At 51.7% G+C, this 16,581-nt stretch carries 13 protein-coding genes and 1 pseudogene; 3 read left to right on the top strand and 11 right to left on the bottom strand.

Annotation, left to right across the window (positions count from 1 at the left end):
* The first annotated feature begins 58 nt into the window (after window positions 1-58).
* On the top strand, window positions 59-514 hold the full coding sequence (locus GN241_07120; protein ID XAT57155.1) for an iron-sulfur cluster assembly scaffold protein: 456 nt from the start codon (window positions 59-61) through the stop codon (window positions 512-514).
* Between the two features lie 875 nt (window positions 515-1,389).
* Here GN241_07120 and GN241_07115 read toward each other — a convergent pair.
* Both GN241_07115 and GN241_07110 read right to left on the bottom strand, forming a co-directional pair.
* The gene (locus GN241_07115) at window positions 1,390-2,544 is read right to left on the bottom strand and encodes a glycine cleavage system protein T (protein XAT57154.1); all 1,155 of its coding nucleotides are present in this window, start codon (window positions 2,542-2,544) and stop codon (window positions 1,390-1,392) included.
* Window positions 2,545-3,416: 872 nt separating this feature from the next.
* Window positions 3,417-3,650: a DUF1127 domain-containing protein gene (locus GN241_07110; GenBank protein XAT57153.1), complete on the bottom strand. Its 234-nt coding sequence runs from the start codon at window positions 3,648-3,650 to the stop codon at window positions 3,417-3,419.
* 176 nt (window positions 3,651-3,826) lie between these two features.
* On the opposite strand from GN241_07110, the gene GN241_07105 reads away from it, so the two are divergent.
* Window positions 3,827-4,492, top strand: a complete 666-nt coding sequence (locus GN241_07105; GenBank protein ID XAT57152.1) for an SOS response-associated peptidase — start codon at window positions 3,827-3,829, stop codon at window positions 4,490-4,492.
* A 268-nt stretch (window positions 4,493-4,760) separates the two neighbouring features.
* On the opposite strand, the gene sufS is transcribed toward GN241_07105, so the two are convergent.
* The 8 genes from sufS to GN241_07065 all read right to left on the bottom strand — a co-directional run bounded on the left by sufS (window position 4,761) and on the right by GN241_07065 (window position 12,245).
* On the bottom strand, window positions 4,761-5,984 hold the full coding sequence (gene sufS / locus GN241_07100; GenBank protein XAT57151.1) for a SufS family cysteine desulfurase: 1,224 nt from the start codon (window positions 5,982-5,984) through the stop codon (window positions 4,761-4,763).
* 6 nt (window positions 5,985-5,990) lie between these two features.
* On the bottom strand, window positions 5,991-6,608 hold the full coding sequence (locus GN241_07095; protein ID XAT57150.1) for a hypothetical protein: 618 nt from the start codon (window positions 6,606-6,608) through the stop codon (window positions 5,991-5,993).
* Window positions 6,560-7,045, bottom strand: a complete 486-nt coding sequence (locus tag GN241_07090; protein XAT57149.1) for a YIP1 family protein — start codon at window positions 7,043-7,045, stop codon at window positions 6,560-6,562. Before GN241_07090 ends, GN241_07095 begins: the two co-directional genes overlap by 49 nt.
* A 2-nt stretch (window positions 7,046-7,047) precedes the next feature.
* The gene (locus GN241_07085) at window positions 7,048-8,331 is read right to left on the bottom strand and encodes a Fe-S cluster assembly protein SufD (protein ID XAT57148.1); all 1,284 of its coding nucleotides are present in this window, start codon (window positions 8,329-8,331) and stop codon (window positions 7,048-7,050) included.
* On the bottom strand, window positions 8,331-9,086 hold the full coding sequence (sufC, locus tag GN241_07080; protein XAT57147.1) for a Fe-S cluster assembly ATPase SufC: 756 nt from the start codon (window positions 9,084-9,086) through the stop codon (window positions 8,331-8,333). The genes GN241_07085 and sufC overlap by 1 nt, the downstream gene beginning before the upstream one ends.
* Before the next feature lie 107 nt (window positions 9,087-9,193).
* Window positions 9,194-10,717 carry a Fe-S cluster assembly protein SufB gene (gene sufB, locus GN241_07075; protein ID XAT57146.1) on the bottom strand — a complete coding sequence of 508 codons (1,524 nt, stop codon included), beginning with the start codon at window positions 10,715-10,717 and terminating at the stop codon, window positions 9,194-9,196.
* A 20-nt stretch (window positions 10,718-10,737) separates the two neighbouring features.
* Window positions 10,738-11,787: an aminotransferase class V-fold PLP-dependent enzyme gene (locus GN241_07070; protein ID XAT57145.1), complete on the bottom strand. Its 1,050-nt coding sequence runs from the start codon at window positions 11,785-11,787 to the stop codon at window positions 10,738-10,740.
* Window positions 11,784-12,245, bottom strand: a complete 462-nt coding sequence (locus GN241_07065) for an Rrf2 family transcriptional regulator (protein XAT57144.1) — start codon at window positions 12,243-12,245, stop codon at window positions 11,784-11,786. The genes GN241_07070 and GN241_07065 overlap by 4 nt, the downstream gene beginning before the upstream one ends.
* A 150-nt stretch (window positions 12,246-12,395) precedes the next feature.
* On the opposite strand from GN241_07065, the gene GN241_07060 reads away from it, so the two are divergent.
* Window positions 12,396-13,049 carry an alpha/beta fold hydrolase gene (locus tag GN241_07060; GenBank protein ID XAT57143.1) on the top strand — a complete coding sequence of 218 codons (654 nt, stop codon included), beginning with the start codon at window positions 12,396-12,398 and terminating at the stop codon, window positions 13,047-13,049.
* A 60-nt stretch (window positions 13,050-13,109) separates the two neighbouring features.
* Here the strand turns inward: GN241_07060 and mfd are convergent.
* A pseudogene (mfd, locus tag GN241_07055) lies at window positions 13,110-16,549 on the bottom strand (transcription-repair coupling factor).
* Between the last annotated feature and the right edge of the window lie 32 nt (window positions 16,550-16,581).

Raw genomic sequence — 16,581 nt, 5'->3', positions numbered from 1 at the left:
CCTTTGCTTCTGCGCTGCTTCGCCTTATGTATTGTGTTGCGGGAAAAAGGGAAAGACTATGCCGGGCGACCCAGATCTGATAAAATTATACTCTAAAAAGATTTTGGCCTTGGCGGCCGATTTACCACATTATGCAGAGCTTGAGCATGTGACAGCTCGCGCAAAAAAACGTTCTCCCCTCTGCGGATCCAGCGTAAGTGTTGAACTTGAACTCTCAGAAGGGCGCGTAGCTGGCTTTACGCAAGACGTAAAAGCCTGTGCATTGGGACAGGCCGCCGCATGCATCACCGCCAAAGCGATCATTGGCTGCAGCGCCGCGCAAGTGCGCGTGGCCTGCGCAGAATTACAGGCCATGTTGACAGCAGATGGCCCAATACCCGCGGAACCGTTTCACGATCTTGAGGTTTTGCACCCCGCAATTCAGTTTAAAAACCGCCATGCTTCAATTTTACTGTCTCTCGAAGCCACCACCGAGGCATTAGAGCTTGCGCAAAATGCAGAAAATACCGGCTGAGATAATGGGAAATGCACGCGCAAACCGCGTTCAAAACCGGTTGAGCCGGGCCCATACCAAGGCTTCTGAGACGCGTAACCCCGCCGCTTTCAGACCCGATCGCGACGGGTAAATCACGTTCTTAACGGCAAAAAAGCCGTCCGCAGGATGGTAGATATCACCATCGTTTAGGCAATATGAGAATTTAACGCTAGGCTTCATCACTTGCGGATATTTGGGCAACCCATATTTTGCCTCTTTAATTGCTTGTTGGCCGAAAAAACATCAGGCGGCACGGGTTGATTTGGCGCTGTCGCGCAAATTATGCACAGCCAAAGCGAATTGCTGAAAATCAGCATAGAAAGCACCCAAGAAACAATAGGATCATGAGCGCATAGGGCGCGCATTATCTCTTTTTCAAAAAAAAGGCAGTGCTGAAAAGCACTGCCAATAAATTGAAAACATCTGGGAGGAGAATTTTCAACACAAGCAAATTAATGGGAGGAGAAATTTGCTGCAACACAAATAGCAACAGGCAGCCTCTGTCAGCAATGCATAAGATTGCATTGCCGATATGCATTTTATGCAAATCTAAAAGTTCTTGTGTTGCTTAATAATTAAGCTATTGACATCGCGTTAACGCAGCGTCAGTTGTGTTGCAAAGTCTCGCCGCGTCAGGCTTGAGGCTATAGTGGCTAGGCTCTCTGTTTGGGAGGAGAGCGAGTCTAGCCACTAAAATCTTCACCCTATATTGCCATGGATCAAGCCGACAAACATAGGGCAATAAGCTTGCCCAAACGAGCGAGACCGCTGGCCTAAAGAATGACACCAATTGGCCGCCGCATCCACAGCGCCAAAACAGGCTGTAAAAGGCAGCGCGGCTTTGCGCAGAATATTCAACTAAAAAGCAAACCAGCCGTGATCTTTTTCTTGGGGTCGAAAAATGGCCGTTCAACCACCAATGCGCTGCGCTGCTGCTCCCCCACAAGAACACGCAGCTCGGATCCCAACGCAGTATAATCTACAGACACCATCGCAAGCGCAATATTTTTCTGCAAGCGCGGCGAGAAAACCGCAGAGGTCACTTTGCCAATCGTTTCCTCCTTATCTGTGATGGTCCAAAAACTTGTATTTGGCCCCCTCAAAGGCGCGCCGTCCAAAATCAAGCCGACTTGTTTGCGCTCTACCCCTTTGGCCTTGATAAGGCGCAGCGCAGATTTGCCAATAAAATTCGCCTCGATATCCAGGTTAACCAACCGGCCTAAACCCAGCTCAAACGGGTTCGTATGGATATCAGCATCCGCGTGGTAAGACAGCATCCCCCCTTCGATGCGCCGAATTGAAGACGTGTGCCCCGGCTTCAGGCCAAACGCAGCACCAGCGGCCATAATGCGCTCCCACAGCGCACTTCCATAAGCCCCATCCCTAAGATAAATCTCATAACCCAATTCGCTTGACCAACCGGTGCGGGACACCAGCAATGGAATGCCCTCAAGCTCAAGCTCGCGCAGCCAGTAGTAGCGCAAATCTCCTATAGATTCTCCGAATAAAGCCTTCATGATTTCCCCGGAATTGGGGCCCTGCAATTGCAAAGGGGACACATCCGGCTCACAAATACTTACATCCAAGCCAGAATGTACGGCCACCCCCTGCGCCCAGAGTAAAATATCGCTATCCGCCAAGGAAATCCAAAAATGATTTTCTGCCAGTCGCAAAAGAATTGGATCGTTTAACAGCCCACCATCGGCATTGGTGATGAGAATATATTTACATTGACCCACCGCCATTTTCGAAAGATCGCGGGGGGTTAACATTTGCACGAACTCTGCCGCATCAGGCCCTGTTACTTCGACCTGCCGTTCAACGGCTACATCGCACAGGATTGCTGCGTTTACCAAATTCCAAAAATTCTGCTCAGGATCTCCGAAGTCGCGGGGGATATACATATGATTATAAACCGAAAACCCTTTTGCCCCCCAGCGAACCGTGGCGTCAAAATAAGGAGATTTTCTAATCTGAGTGCCGAAGCCAAACTGATCTGTTGCTGTCATGATCCATGCCTTTTGCATATGAAATTTGGGCAAGATCTGCCCAGTTAAACGTAGCGATTAATAGATCGGATCACTCTGCTTAAGAGGGCCAAAAACGCCCTAAATTCTGACGAAAAAGACCCGCCACGCTTTCAAAAGGCACTGCCGTTTATCCGCGCTGATTAAATACACATTATGCTTCAAAATATCGTCGTCACCTGCATGGGGTGGGAGGTTTGCCATCACCAAACCACAAGGCACGCTGGGCTCCCTGTTTCAGGCAATACCTAAAAATGACTTGCCAAACACGGCCAATTACAACGTCTGCCCCAAAAATGCCGCCAGCGCCAAGATTTGCGTTTGGGCTTTGAGTGAAGCTAGGTTTACATACAGGCGCCGGCGCCAAATATTTAAAGGCCCGCACTGTCTACCATAAGTCGGATCACGCTATCCGCATAGGCACGCAAGTGCATCGGCAATTACAGCTCAAACCCGCGGCGTGAAAAGATAAAAAAATCAGGCAGGCGGATATCTTCCCCAATGAGCTTAACTAGGAGGCGTACAGCCTAGTCGCTCTGGCGCAGCGGCCGTTTAAAATACCACCTCAAGCGTCAGGCAGGTAGGGATTACCTGATCTGAATATACTGGCTGAGCGCATCGGGTCTTGCAGCGCCCTGCGCGCCATGCGGCTTTTACATCGCGGCTCAAGCCAATAGTCACCTAACCGCGCTGAGGCAGGCTTTCAGTATAGGCAGGCCAGTTTGTGAGCCTATACGGCGCCTCTTCGAACGAGTACCGACCGGCGCCATTGAATTTTTGCGGCATCCATAATATCCAATAGATCAAGACAGCCCCGTTCTGACAGAACCGGCAGGATCCGCGCAACGAGGCCCTTAAACAACCCCCACCAAATTTGGATTTATCTGCATTTGGACGGCTTTTTCTTCATCCGCAGCGTCCATTTCAGCCAAAACTTGAGCTTTGATTTCGTTCACATAGGTTGCGCGGGTGAAGCCAATATCTTGCAGCTGATGATCGCTTAAATGGCTAAGGGTTTCAAAAGCAGCACTGGCTTGGCGTGCCACGATCAATGATTTAAATATTTGTCTAAGCATCTCAATCTCCATTGCTTGAATTGCCGCCTAATTAGGCACTTTCTGCATGAGCAACATCATCTAAGTTAGAATTGCCGCCATGCAGCATTTGCAATGCTCGCTGGCTCATACCGCCACTGGCATTAAACGGGTGCGTCAGCTAAAATTTTTTGGGCAGAGACAGTTTTTGTTAAAGAGAGGGGATTGAAATGTGTGGAAGGTTTGCCATCACCATACCACAAGACGCGCTGGTCAACCTGTTTCATGCAACACCCGCTAATGACTTGCCTAGCACCCCCAATTACAATGTCTGCCCCACAATGCTTGTTCACGCGCTTATTGCAGCCAACGGGATGCGCCAGCTCAAACCAATGCGCTGGGGTTTCATACCAAAATGGTACAAAACAATGGCGGGGGGGCCTTTGCTGATAAACGCAAGGTCAGAAACGATCGCTGAAAAGCCCGCATTTAAAGAGGCCTGTCGATCAAGACGCTGTTTAATCCCCGCAGACGGATTTTATGAATGGCAGCGCGTTGAAGGGAAAAAGCCGGCACCCTACCGCGTCACGCGCTCGGATGGTAGCCCGCTTGTAATGGCGGGGATATGGCAAGACTGGCAGTTGAATGGCGCCCAAGTAACCAGTTGTGCAATCGTAACCACCAATGCCAATCCCAAAATGGCACGGATCCATCACAGATTGCCTGTAATACTTGAAGCAGAGGACTGGCCCCTTTGGCTGGGAGAGCAGGGAAAAGGCGCCGCAAAGCTTATGAGGCCGGTCTCTGATCAGCTTTTGGATATCAAAAAAGTGTCAAACGCAGTGAATTCAAACCGATCAACAGGCGCCGCGTTATGGCAACCCATTTCGTCCTAAGCCAAATTCAACAGCAAAAACGGACGAGGATGCAGCGCCGCGCATTTTGGTGATCAAAATCGGCCAATGCGCAAATCTAGGGATGTAAAAAATGCCCTCATTCGCAATCTGGCTTGCCCATTTCATGGCCCATCATCTTCTTCAAGCCAGGGCAATCCTCGCAGAATTTGAAACCCAAAAAAAACCCGAAAAATGAGGCTTTAGCCAGCGCGGTTTTTGCTTAGCCCAAAAGCGCTTGGCGAGCCTTCCCGCCGTCTACCACGATCAATCAGACCAAAAGATCATGCGCCAAATGCAGCCCATCTACCAAGCGGTCAACTTCCTCAAGCGAATTATAAAATGCAAAAGACGCCCGGCATGAGGCGGTGACGCCCATGAACTCCATCAAAGGTCCTGCACAATGCTGGCCTGCCCGCACAGCGATGCCTTTTCGATCCAGGATCGTCGAAATATCATGTGCATGCGCGGCCCCCTGCAAAGTGAAGCTGAAAATCGGCCCCTTATCCTGCGCTGCGCCTTGCAGGGTCAGCCAATTCAAACTTCCCAACTGAGATTGCGCATAATCGGTAAGCGTCTTTTCATGCGCTTGAATCGCCTCAAACCCGATATCCATCATGTAATCCAGCGCCACGCCAAATCCGATGGTTTGCACAATGCCGGGGGTTCCAGCCTCAAGCATCATGGGCGGATCATTATAAATCACCTTGTCTTTATGCACTTCTTTGATCATATCGCCGCCGCCGATAAAGGGGCGCATTTCCGCCATCCGTTCAGCACGCATAAATATTGCCCCCGACCCTGACGGGCCGCAGAGTTTATGACCGGTAATCGCGTAAAAATCGCACCCGATATCTTGCACGTCAACGGCGTGATGCACCGCCGCCTGCGAGCCATCGACAAGCACAGGAACGCCCCTGCTGCGGGCATGATGACAAATGGTTTTCACATCCACGACGCTGCCTAGCACGTTTGACATATGCGTGATCGCAATCAGTTTGCTGCGCTCGGATATGGCATCGATAACCGCTTGCGGGTCCAAATTGCCCTGGGCATCAATATCAACCCATTTCAACACCACCCCATAGCGCTCGCGCAAAAAATGCCAGGGCACGATATTGGCATGATGCTCCATCACCGAAAGGATAATTTCATCGCCTGCGGTTAAATTTTCCATCGCCCAACCGTAGGCCACAGCGTTTATGCCTTCGGTCGTGCCCGAATTGAGCACAATCTCAGTTTCAGCGCCGGCGTTTAAAAACCGCGCCACAACGCCACGCACCGCCTCATATTTATCGGTTGCCAGATTGCTAAGATAATGCAGGCCACGATGCACATTCGCATATTCATGCGCGTAAGCTCGCGTCACCGCATCGATCACCACCTGAGGCTTTTGCGACGACGCGCCATTGTCCAAATACACCAAAGGCTGTCCGTTTACTTCACGGCTTAAAATTGGAAAATCTGCGCGAATAGAGGCGATATCAAACGTCATAACAGGTCAGGTTCCCAAGAAAAATAAAGTGGTCAGCATCGCCAAACTCAGCACCCCGAGCATGCTGCCCAGTAGGGAAACAAACGTTGCCTTGATCATATTGTCAAACCCATGAGCCACATCAATAAAGGTGATAAAAATCCAAAATGACCACCCGATCAACGCCACTTGAAAAAACGCAGAAACCGGGGGCATGATGAACAAAAAGACGTAAGATATAATTTGCAATGCAAATTGCAGCACCTGCATCCAAGCCATCAGCGCCATAATTGATTTAAAATCGCCCAAGCCCTGTAGCTTCTCGCCAATCCAAGCAATGCCGAACGCAACCGCGGTTGTCACAACAAAAATGACAACGCAAATTTTCCAAGGTGCGCCAAGGATCTCAACCGCCTCGGCGCTTTGCGGCAAAATGAAATCAATGGTGAACATCAAAGCGGTGCTGGCGCAGACCATAGCCAGAAACAAAGAAAAGATCGCATCATAAGAAAGGTTGATCGCAATCACCTCTTGCGCCGCCTCTCTGGGCTTTGAGAAACTATCTTGAAGAAGCCGCTTTATCATCAACTCACCCGTCATGGGGCCAGCGGCCGCGCCGCGCGCAGCCCCGCCGCCAAAAACCAAATAAACACCGCGAACCAAACAAAGCCGACGGCTTCTTTAATCCAAGTTTGACCTAAAAACCCTGAGATAAGCCCATGCAATAACATCAGGGGTGCGGCGGCCAAAAACGCCCAAAAAAGAACAACGCGAACACTGTAGGCTGACAGTGATGGCCCAAAAACACCCCAGCCCCACTTCACCAGCAAGGCCAAAATGTAAAACATCAACGGCGCCAAAAAGAACCAGCCAAACAAGGCGCCCCCCAAAAGCATATCCAAAGCTTTTTCTTCCAGATGCGCTTGTCGGGCAAGGCCCGGCCATTGCGCCAGAAAGGCCAATACGCAGCCGGCAGCCAAAAACGCCAAGGCGCGATCTTCACGCGGCCCCGCTTGCAACAAGTCGCTCATAACTTGGCCTGGCTTGGTGTAGCTCTTTACGATATTTCGCAACATTGACATGCTTAGCTGCGCCGCCGGGCCAGCCACGCCTCTAATTGCTCAAGCATCGCGGCGGACAATATGTCATTGTCAATTTCATCAAGCGCCTCTGCAAGAAACGCCAAAGTCAGCATATCCACCGCCAGCGGCGTCGGAACACCGCGCGAGCGCAGATAAAACAGCCCGTCTTCATCAATCGCACCCGAGGTGGAGCCATGCGAGCAAATCACGTCATCTGCGTAGATTTCCAGCTCAGGCTTGGCCAGAAACTGGCTGTCTTCATCCAGCAAAAGCGATTGGCTAATCTGATAACCATCGGTTTTTTGCGCCCCAGGTTTGACAAGGATTTTGCCTTGAAAAACCCCAATAGCCCCGTTCCGCAAGACTTTCTTGAACACCTGCCGGCTTTCGCAATTCACCGCATCATGAGTGATAAAGACCGTATCATCATGATGAAACGCCCCATCCCCCACGCAAGCCCCGGCGACATGCGCAACCGCATCATCACCCTTCAAGCCCAAAACGCAATCATTGCGGGTCAAAACGCCATTCACCGTTAAGGTAAATGATTTGAAAACGCTTTTTTGGCCCAAAGAGGCAAAGATGCTGCTGCAGCAGCGTTGTTCATGATCGCGGCCCTGCGCCCGTATGTGATGAAATTGCGCTTGATCTGCGACCTCTACTTCCATCACCAGATTGCTGCGCGCGGCGATAGGCCCGTTTTCAACCAACGTCAAAGATGCGTTTGATTCAAGCTTGATCAGATGGTGCAGCATCACATCAGATAGCGGATCTTCATGTCGGTACACGACGTTTAAAATAGGTTTCACCGCAGCTGTGACATGGATCAAAACGCCATCACTCGCAAACGCGGTGTTAAGCGCGGCCAAAGGCCGTTCCACCGGCGCTTGTCCCTGCGCCTCTAAGGTTCCATAAACCGGCTTTGCCCAATGCAGATCCAAATCTTGACAGGCGGCCAGGCGGTCAATTTGAACCCCCGAGCCAGTCAAATCATCAGAAGCCTCGGGGTCAAAAACCCCGTCAACGAACACAATTTTAAGGCGCTCTAGATCACCGCAAAGCGCCGCTTCGGGCAGACCCAAAACCTCAGCACGCGCGGCCTCAGGCGCCACCAACGCCGCGGGGTTGGTATATTTCCAATATTCATCGCGCCGGTCAGGCAATCCCATCGCTTTTAAAGTGTTGAGCGCCGCGGCGCGGGCCGAAGCACTCCAGCCCGTATCGATCGGCTGCATCATAGATAGACGCGCCTCTAAAGCACCCAGTTTGACTTGTGGCAAGGCCATTAAGCAACCTCCGCCAAAATATCAGAATAACCGTTATTCTCCACTTCCAACGCCAATTCTGGGCCACCTGTTTTCACGATCCGCCCGTTTGCCATGATGTGAACAACATCCGGTTTGATATGATCCAGCAGGCGTTGATAATGCGTGATCACCAAAAAGCCACGGCCGTCATCGCGCAAAGCATTTACGCCTTCAGCAACCAGTTTCATCGCATCCACATCCAACCCGCTATCGGTTTCATCCAAAATACACATTTTGGGTTCCAACATCGCCATTTGCAAAATCTCATTGCGTTTTTTCTCACCACCGGAAAACCCTACATTGACCGGCCGTTTCAGCATATCTGCATCGATTTTCAGGGTTTTCGCCTTGGCGCGGACAAGTTTCAAAAACTCGGCAGCGCTCATTTCTTCTTCGCCCCGTGCCTTGCGTTGGGCGTTCACCGCTGTGCGTAGAAACGTCATATTCCCAACGCCGGGGATTTCAACCGGATATTGAAAGGCTAAAAACAAGCCGGCAGCCGCGCGCTCTTCAGGATCCATTTCAAGCAGATCAACCGAATCTAATGCCGCGCTTCCGCCCGTCACCTCATAGCCATCCTTACCGCTTAAGACATAAGACAAAGTGGATTTTCCGGATCCGTTCGGCCCCATGATCGCGTGCACTTTGCCCGCTTCAACTGTTAAATTCACACCTTTTAAAATTTGCTTATCTTCTTCTTCCAACGACACGTGAAGATCTTTAATTTCTAACATCTCTTACCTCAAATTAATTGATTAAAGGGTTTGTTCTTCCACTCTGACACACCCGATCTAACTTTTTTATCACCGGTAGCTCGCCCCGGATCCCGACACCGGCGCGGCTAGCCCACCGAGCCTTCCAGACTGATGGCAACCAATTGCTGCGCTTCCATCGCAAACTCCATCGGCAAAGCCTGCAAAACATCTTTACAAAAGCCATTCACAACCAGCGCGACAGCCTCTTCTTCATCCATTCCGCGCTGACGGCAATAAAACAGCTGATCGTCATCGACCTTTGACGTGGTCGCTTCATGCTCAACGCGCGAGGAATTATTTTTCACCTCGATATAAGGCACCGTATGCGCCCCGCATTTATCCCCGATCAGCAAACTATCGCATTGCGTGTAATTGCGGCTGTTTTTGGCCTTGGGATGCATTGAGACCTGCCCCCGATAGGTGTTTTGCGCCACGCCTGCAGAGATCCCCTTCGAGACAATCCGAGATTTGGTGTTTTTGCCCAAATGGATCATTTTTGTGCCGGTATCCGCCTGTTGGTGATTGTTCGCAATCGCAATCGAATAAAACTCGCCCTGGCTTTCATCACCGCGCAGAATGCAAGACGGGTATTTCCAGGTCACAGCAGACCCGGTTTCAACTTGCGTCCACATGACTTTGGCGCGATCACCGCGGCAATCTGCACGTTTGGTCACAAAGTTGTAAATGCCACCTTTGCCCTCCTCATCGCCCGGAAACCAGTTTTGAACCGTCGAATATTTAATTTCGGCATCCTCTAGCAACACCAGCTCAACCACCGCCGCGTGCAATTGCGTGGTGTCCCGCTTAGGGGCCGTGCAGCCCTCGAGATAGCTGACATAGGCGCCCTGATCGGCGATGATCAATGTGCGCTCAAATTGGCCGGTATTTTCTGCATTGATGCGAAAATAGGTAGACAGCTCCATCGGGCAGCGCACGCCCGGGGGGATATAGACAAATGATCCATCCGAGAATACAGCGCTGTTCAACGTGGCATAGTAATTGTCAGACACCGGCACAACCGACCCGAGATATTGACGCACCAATTCAGGGTAGTCTTTGATCGCTTCGGAGATCGAACAGAAAATCACACCCGCTTTTTTCAGCTCTTCTTTAAACGTGGTGCCCACAGAGACGCTGTCAAACACCGCATCTACCGCCACTTTACGGCCCTCAGCGGGAACCTCTTGATCGGATTCCACTCCGGCCAAGATCATTTGTTCCTTCAACGGTATCCCCAGCTTTTCATACGTTGCCAAAAGCTTTGGATCCACCTCATCCAGCGATTTTGGCTTTTCAATCATTGATTTAGGGCGCGCGTAATAATATTGATCCTGAAAATCTATCTTCGGATAGCTGACCATCGCCCAATCCGGCTCTTGCATTTGCTCCCAGCGGGCAAAAGCTTGCAAACGCCACTCGGTCATCCAGTCGGGCTCATGATTTTTTTCTGAGATCAGCCGCACGATATCAGGGTTCACGCCTTTCGGGGCGTATTCCATTTCAATCTCGGTATCCCACCCGTATTTATAGGCACCGCCAACTTCGCGCACCGCGTCAACAGTTTCCTGATCGACACCCTCTTTGACGTCCATTTGATCCAAAGCAGCCATTTTGGCCTCCTTATTATTGGCTAGGCGCTACGGCGGCGACCTTGTAACCGATGTTGATGAGCGCCCCAAACCTCGACAAAGCGCTCGATATCTTCTTGTTTATTCTGCGGCCCCAAACTCACTCGAAGCGCGCAGGCTGCTTGCTCAGCTGAAAACCCCATGGCTTGCAAAACCCGGCTGCGTTTTACTTTTCCGCTCGAACAGGCAGAGCCTGCAGAGACTGAAAACCCCGCCAAATCCATTTGCATCACTTGGGTTTCCCCGCGCCAACCCTCCGAAATCATGTAACTCGTATTGGGCAATCTGCGACCACCCTGACCTACAAAAATAGTCTCCGAAGCGGATTGTGCAACCGCCTTTTCTAGAATGTTTCTAAGTTTTTCAACTTGCTTCCAAACACCATCGGCCAAGTCGCGCTGTGCAGCCTCGGCCGCGGCGCCAAAACCGGCGATTCCAATCACGTTTTCAGTACCCGAGCGGCGGCCCATTTCTTGCCCGCCGCCTTTGATTTGTGCCGCGACCTCGGTGCCGCGCTTAACGATCAATGCGCCCACGCCTTTGGGCCCACCAATTTTATGCGCAGAGACCAGCGCCATGTTGGCGCCGGTCCAATGAAACGCAACGGGAAGCTTTCCAAACGCCTGTGTCATATCGCACAGCGCCAAACCTTCGGGCAATTGCTGCAGAATGCCTGTTTCAGAATTTGCCAATTGCAGCGCCGTTGCCTCGGGCGCTTCGCAAGCCACCCCCCCATCTAAGCCGCAACTCAAATCGCTCTGACACCACGAAGACACGGCTTCATGCTCGATATCCGCGCAGCGAATGCCGCGCCCGTTCAGCGCCAATCCCGCCGCTTCGGTGGCGCCGGATGTAAAGATGACATCCGCGCCCTGCGCGCCCAATGCTGCGGCAACCTGCTGGCGGGCTGTTTCCACGATAGCGCGCGCCTGACGCCCCTCGGCATGCACCGAAGATGGGTTTCCCGCAAGCGCCATCGCGTGCACCATAGCCTCGCGAGCCTCTTCGCGCAGCGGCGCGCTGGCGTTATAATCTAAATAAACCCGGTTCATTCCTCATCAACCAATGACAAAAACGAAGGGATCGCCGGGCATGGAATGAGACCATTCTGGATCACATCCGATAGGCGGGTCTGATGCAGAAATACGTATACATGCGCGCTCAGCCCCTCCCAAAGGCGGTTGGTTAGCGATTGTGCGCGGCTGCCAGAGAGCCCCCCAGTGGCGCCCGCGCCTTTATGCATAGCGTCCAGCTTTTCATCGACGGCCGACAAAACATCAATAATCCGCATCTCATGGGGCGATTTGCCCAATTTATAGCCACCGCCCGGCCCCCGAACAGATTGCACCAGACCTGAGCGCCTTAATTTAACGAAAAGCTGCTCCAAATAAGCTAAAGAGATATCCTGGCGCTTGGAAATATCAGCCAATGTCACCAGCGCGTCCTGCGGTTGTAAGGCGATATCGGTCAAAGCGACCATTGCATATCTGCCTTTCGTGCTGAGTTTCATCGTTTCATCCCGCAAATTGATTGACCTGCATTGCTGCACAGACTATCTGCAACTCCAATCAAACGCCGCAGAGCAATTTAGAATAGTTCTAATATGGTTGATATAAACTGTCAACAATAAGCCGCCGGCGCCAAGGAGAGAGAAAAGCATATGCCTGAGGTAATTTTTCCCGGTCCTGAAGGTCGTCTTGAAGGCCGTTATCATCCGCAAAAAGATCGCGATGCGCCGATCGCAATCGTTTTGCATCCGCACCCGCAATTCGGCGGCACGATGAACAATAAGGTCGTCTATAATTTGCATTACGCATTTTACAATATGGGCTTTACCGTTTTTCGCTTTAATTTTCGAGGCGTCGGGCGCAGCCAAGGCGAGTATGATCAAGGCGTTGGTGAATTAAGTGATGCGGCGGCGGCGCTCGATTACCTTCAATCGATGAATAACAATTCAAAGCATTGTTGGGTTGCAGGGTTTAGCTTTGGCGCATGGATCGGCATGCAATTGTTGATGCGCCGCCCCGAAATTACCGGTTTCATTTCCGCCTCTCCCCCCGCCAATATGTATGATTTCTCGTTTTTGGCGCCATGCCCATCTTCTGGTTTGATCATCAATGGCACCGAAGATCGGATTGCTCCGCCCGCCGACACGGTTGGGCTGGTTGAAAAACTGCATGAGCAAAAAGGCATTACCATCACGCATACGGAACTTGAGGGATCAGGGCATTTCTTTGAAGATCGGCACATGGATGATATGATCGGCCACGTCTCGTCTTATGTGAAGCGCCGACTCACAGAAACCAGCCGTTAGAACGTTGCCCCAAAACGGCCCCGTGCATCGCAGCATGCTCAGAGCGTTCAGGGTTTCGGGCTATGCTTGCGCTTGGGACTCGGCTTTCGCCGCTAGGTCTTTTGCAATGCTAAAAGAGCCCTTGATCTTATCGCTGGTTTTGCTCCAATCGCGCCGCACGACCAATTTGTTATCTTTAATCTTTGCCAAACCGCGTTGATCTTGAATAAACGCAACAAGGCCTTCAGGGGCGGCAAATTTATTATTATGAAATTGCAGAACCGCGCCTTTGGGGCCCCCATCCAGCTTGGCTATACCCGCGCGTTTGCACATTGCCTTTATCCGCACAACCAATAGCAGTGTATTAACCTCGCGGGGCAAGGCGCCGAACCGATCGATGAGTTCAGCGGCAAAACCTTCCAACTCCACTTTCGTGCTAAGCCCAGAAAGCCGGCGATACAGCCCGAGTCGCACATCAAGATCCGGCACAAAACTCTCTGGTATAAGCACCGAAACGCCCAAATTGATTTGCGGGGCCCATTGATCATCAGCGTCTGACAAGCCCTCTAATTGCCCCGATTTGATCTTTGAAATCGCCTCTTCCAACATATTTTGATAGAGTTCATAGCCCACATCGCGCATCTGCCCGGATTGCTCTTCCCCCAATAGATTGCCCGCGCCGCGGATATCCAAATCCTGCGAGGCCAAGGTAAACCCTGCCCCTAAAGAATCTAATGAGCCCAACACCCGCAGGCGTTTGCTGGCCGTGTTGGTTAGTTTAACCCGGGGCTTGGTGGTCAAAAACGCATAAGCGCGGGTTTTAGAACGCCCAACCCGACCGCGAATTTGATAAAGCTGGGCCAGACCAAACATATCGGCGCGATGCACCACCATGGTATTCGCGCTTGGAATATCCAAGCCCGATTCAACGATCGTTGTGGCCAGCAAAATATCATATTGGCGATCATAAAAGGCATTCATGCGCCGATCCAGTTCACCTGCCGCCATTTGGCCATGCGCAACCACATAGGTAAGCTCGGGCAACTGTTCTTGCAAAAAGGCTTCGATTTCAGGCAAATCGCTGACCCTGGGCACCACGTAAAAGGACTGACCGCCGCGATAATGTTCCCGCAACAATCCTTCGCGGATGGTTACCGCATCAAATTCGCTGACATAGGTGCGAATGGCCAAGCGATCCAGGGGCGGCGTGCCGATGATCGACAGATCGCGCACCCCAGAAAGAGACAATTGCAACGTGCGCGGGATCGGCGTGGCGGTCAGAGTCAGGACATGAATATCAGAGCGCATCTGCTTCAGCCGTTCTTTATGCTGCACCCCAAAATGTTGTTCTTCATCAATAATCAGAAGCCCTAAATTCTGAAATTTGATCGATTTGGCCAGCAAGGCATGCGTGCCCACAACAATATCAACGGTTCCCTCACTAATGCCATCGCGCGTGGCTTGCGCCTCTTTGCTCGAAACAAATCGCGATAATTGGCGCACTTGCAATGGAAAGCTGCGAAACCGCTCGGCAAAGCTTTGCGCATGTTGACGCGCGAGCAAGGTGGTGGGCGCGATTACGGCGACTTGCGTGCCAGACATCGCGGCAACAAAAGCTGCGCGCAGGGCCACCTCGGTTTTACCAAACCCCACATCCCCGCAAATCAACCGATCCATTGGCGCGCCCGATGTTAAATCATCGACGACATCTCTAATTGCCATCAACTGGTCGTCGGTTTCCTGATAGGGAAAGCGCGCACAAAACGCATCCCAACTGCCGGGCGGCGGCTCTAAAATCGGCGCTTTTCGCAAAGCCCGTTCGGCAGCAACACGGATCAATCGATCCGCCATATCGCGAATACGTTGCTTGAGTTTGGCCTTCTTGGCCTGCCAGGCACCCCCACCCAATTTATCCAAAAGGCCTTCGTCATGGCCATATTTACTCAGCAATTCTATATTTTCAACGGGCAGATAGAGACGCGCGCTTTCCGCATATTCCAAAACCAAACATTCATGCGCCGCCCCCGCTGCCGTCACCAAGTCAAGCCCGCGATAGCGGCCGATACCATGATCGACATGCACCACCAAATCACCCGCAGATAAACTTTGCGTCTCGGTCAAGAAATTTTCGGCTTTGCGGCGCTTTTTGGCGCTTCGCACCAAACGATCCCCCAAAATATCTTGTTCAGAAATCACCGTGAAATCGGGGGTTTCAAAACCATGTTCAAGCCCCCAAACCGTGACATAAAGCCCCGCATCGCCGATTTGCGCCCGCGTATTTATCTTAACAGGATCGCCAAAACCCTCATCGCTTACCAATCCACTTAGGCGTTCACAAGAGCCGTCGGAATAGCTTGCCAAAACCACGGGACCACTCGCTAATTTTTTCTGAATATGGTGACATAATACACTGAAAAGGCTTACCGTTTCCTGTTGGCGCTCTGGCGCAAAATTACGCCCCATACGCCCTTGTGCGTCAATCACACCCGGCCCGCTGGCCTGCGGCAAAGGATGCAATTTTAAAATTTTATGCCCGTTTAAACTGGCTGCCCACGCCGCGTCATCTAAATACAAAGCCGTTGGCGTGACCGGTTTGTAAACGGAACCCATGCGTTGCTTAGCTTGCATCGCCAATTTACGCGTTTCATATTGGTCCTCAATACCTTCCCAACGCGCCAGTCTTGCGGGCTCCAATTGGTCATCAAAGCTCACGCAAACCTCTGGGAGGTAATCGAACAGGCTTTCCAAATGCGCGTGAAAAAACGGCAACCAATGTTCAAACCCTTGAACCTTTTGGCCTGCACTTATCGATTCATAAATCGGATCATCGCTGCGGGCTGCCCCGAATTCGCTACGGTAATTTTGACGAAACCGGGTGATTGCCGCCTCATCCAAAATCACTTCCGATACGGGCGATAATTCAATCTCAGATAATGTTTCAGTTGTGCGCTGACTGACCGGATCAAACCGACGCGCCCCATCTAATATATCCCCGAACAAATCCAAACGAATTGGGCCCAAATCACCCGGGGGATAAATATCGATAATCCCCCGCGAATGGCGTAATCTCCGGGTTCCAACACCGTCGGCGCCTTGGAAAACCCCATTCGACCTAAAAAAGAACGCAGCGCCTCTTCATCGATGGGCCGGCCAACCTCGGCCCGAAATGCCGCATCGCGCAACACCTGGCGCGCAGGCACGCGCTGCATCGCGGCATTCAGCGTGGTAAGCAAGATGAATTGTTTGGGCATGCCATGTACAAGCCCGGCCAATGTGGCCATCCGCTGGGCTGAAATATCCGCATTCGGGGATACACGATCATAGGGCAAACAATCCCAGGCGGGAAACCGTATCACGGGCATGTCTGGTGCAAAAAACCGGACCGCTTCGGCAAAGGCTGCCAACCGCTTATCATCCCGCGCAATATGCATCACAGGGCGCTCATCTTGCTGCATTTGGCGCAATATAATATCTGCGTCAAACCCCTCTGGCACGCCCCCTATTGTTACGGTGTTGGCCATCATTCAAACCTTGCTGCGCAAAAACTAAACCA

It is taken from the genome of Rhodobacteraceae bacterium IMCC1335 (genome assembly GCA_039640495.1).
In the GTDB taxonomy this organism is placed as follows: Bacteria; Pseudomonadota; Alphaproteobacteria; order Rhodobacterales; family Rhodobacteraceae; genus Thalassovivens.
Note: the sequence above shows the minus strand (reverse complement) of the source record. Positions and strands in the feature narration are given on the sequence as shown.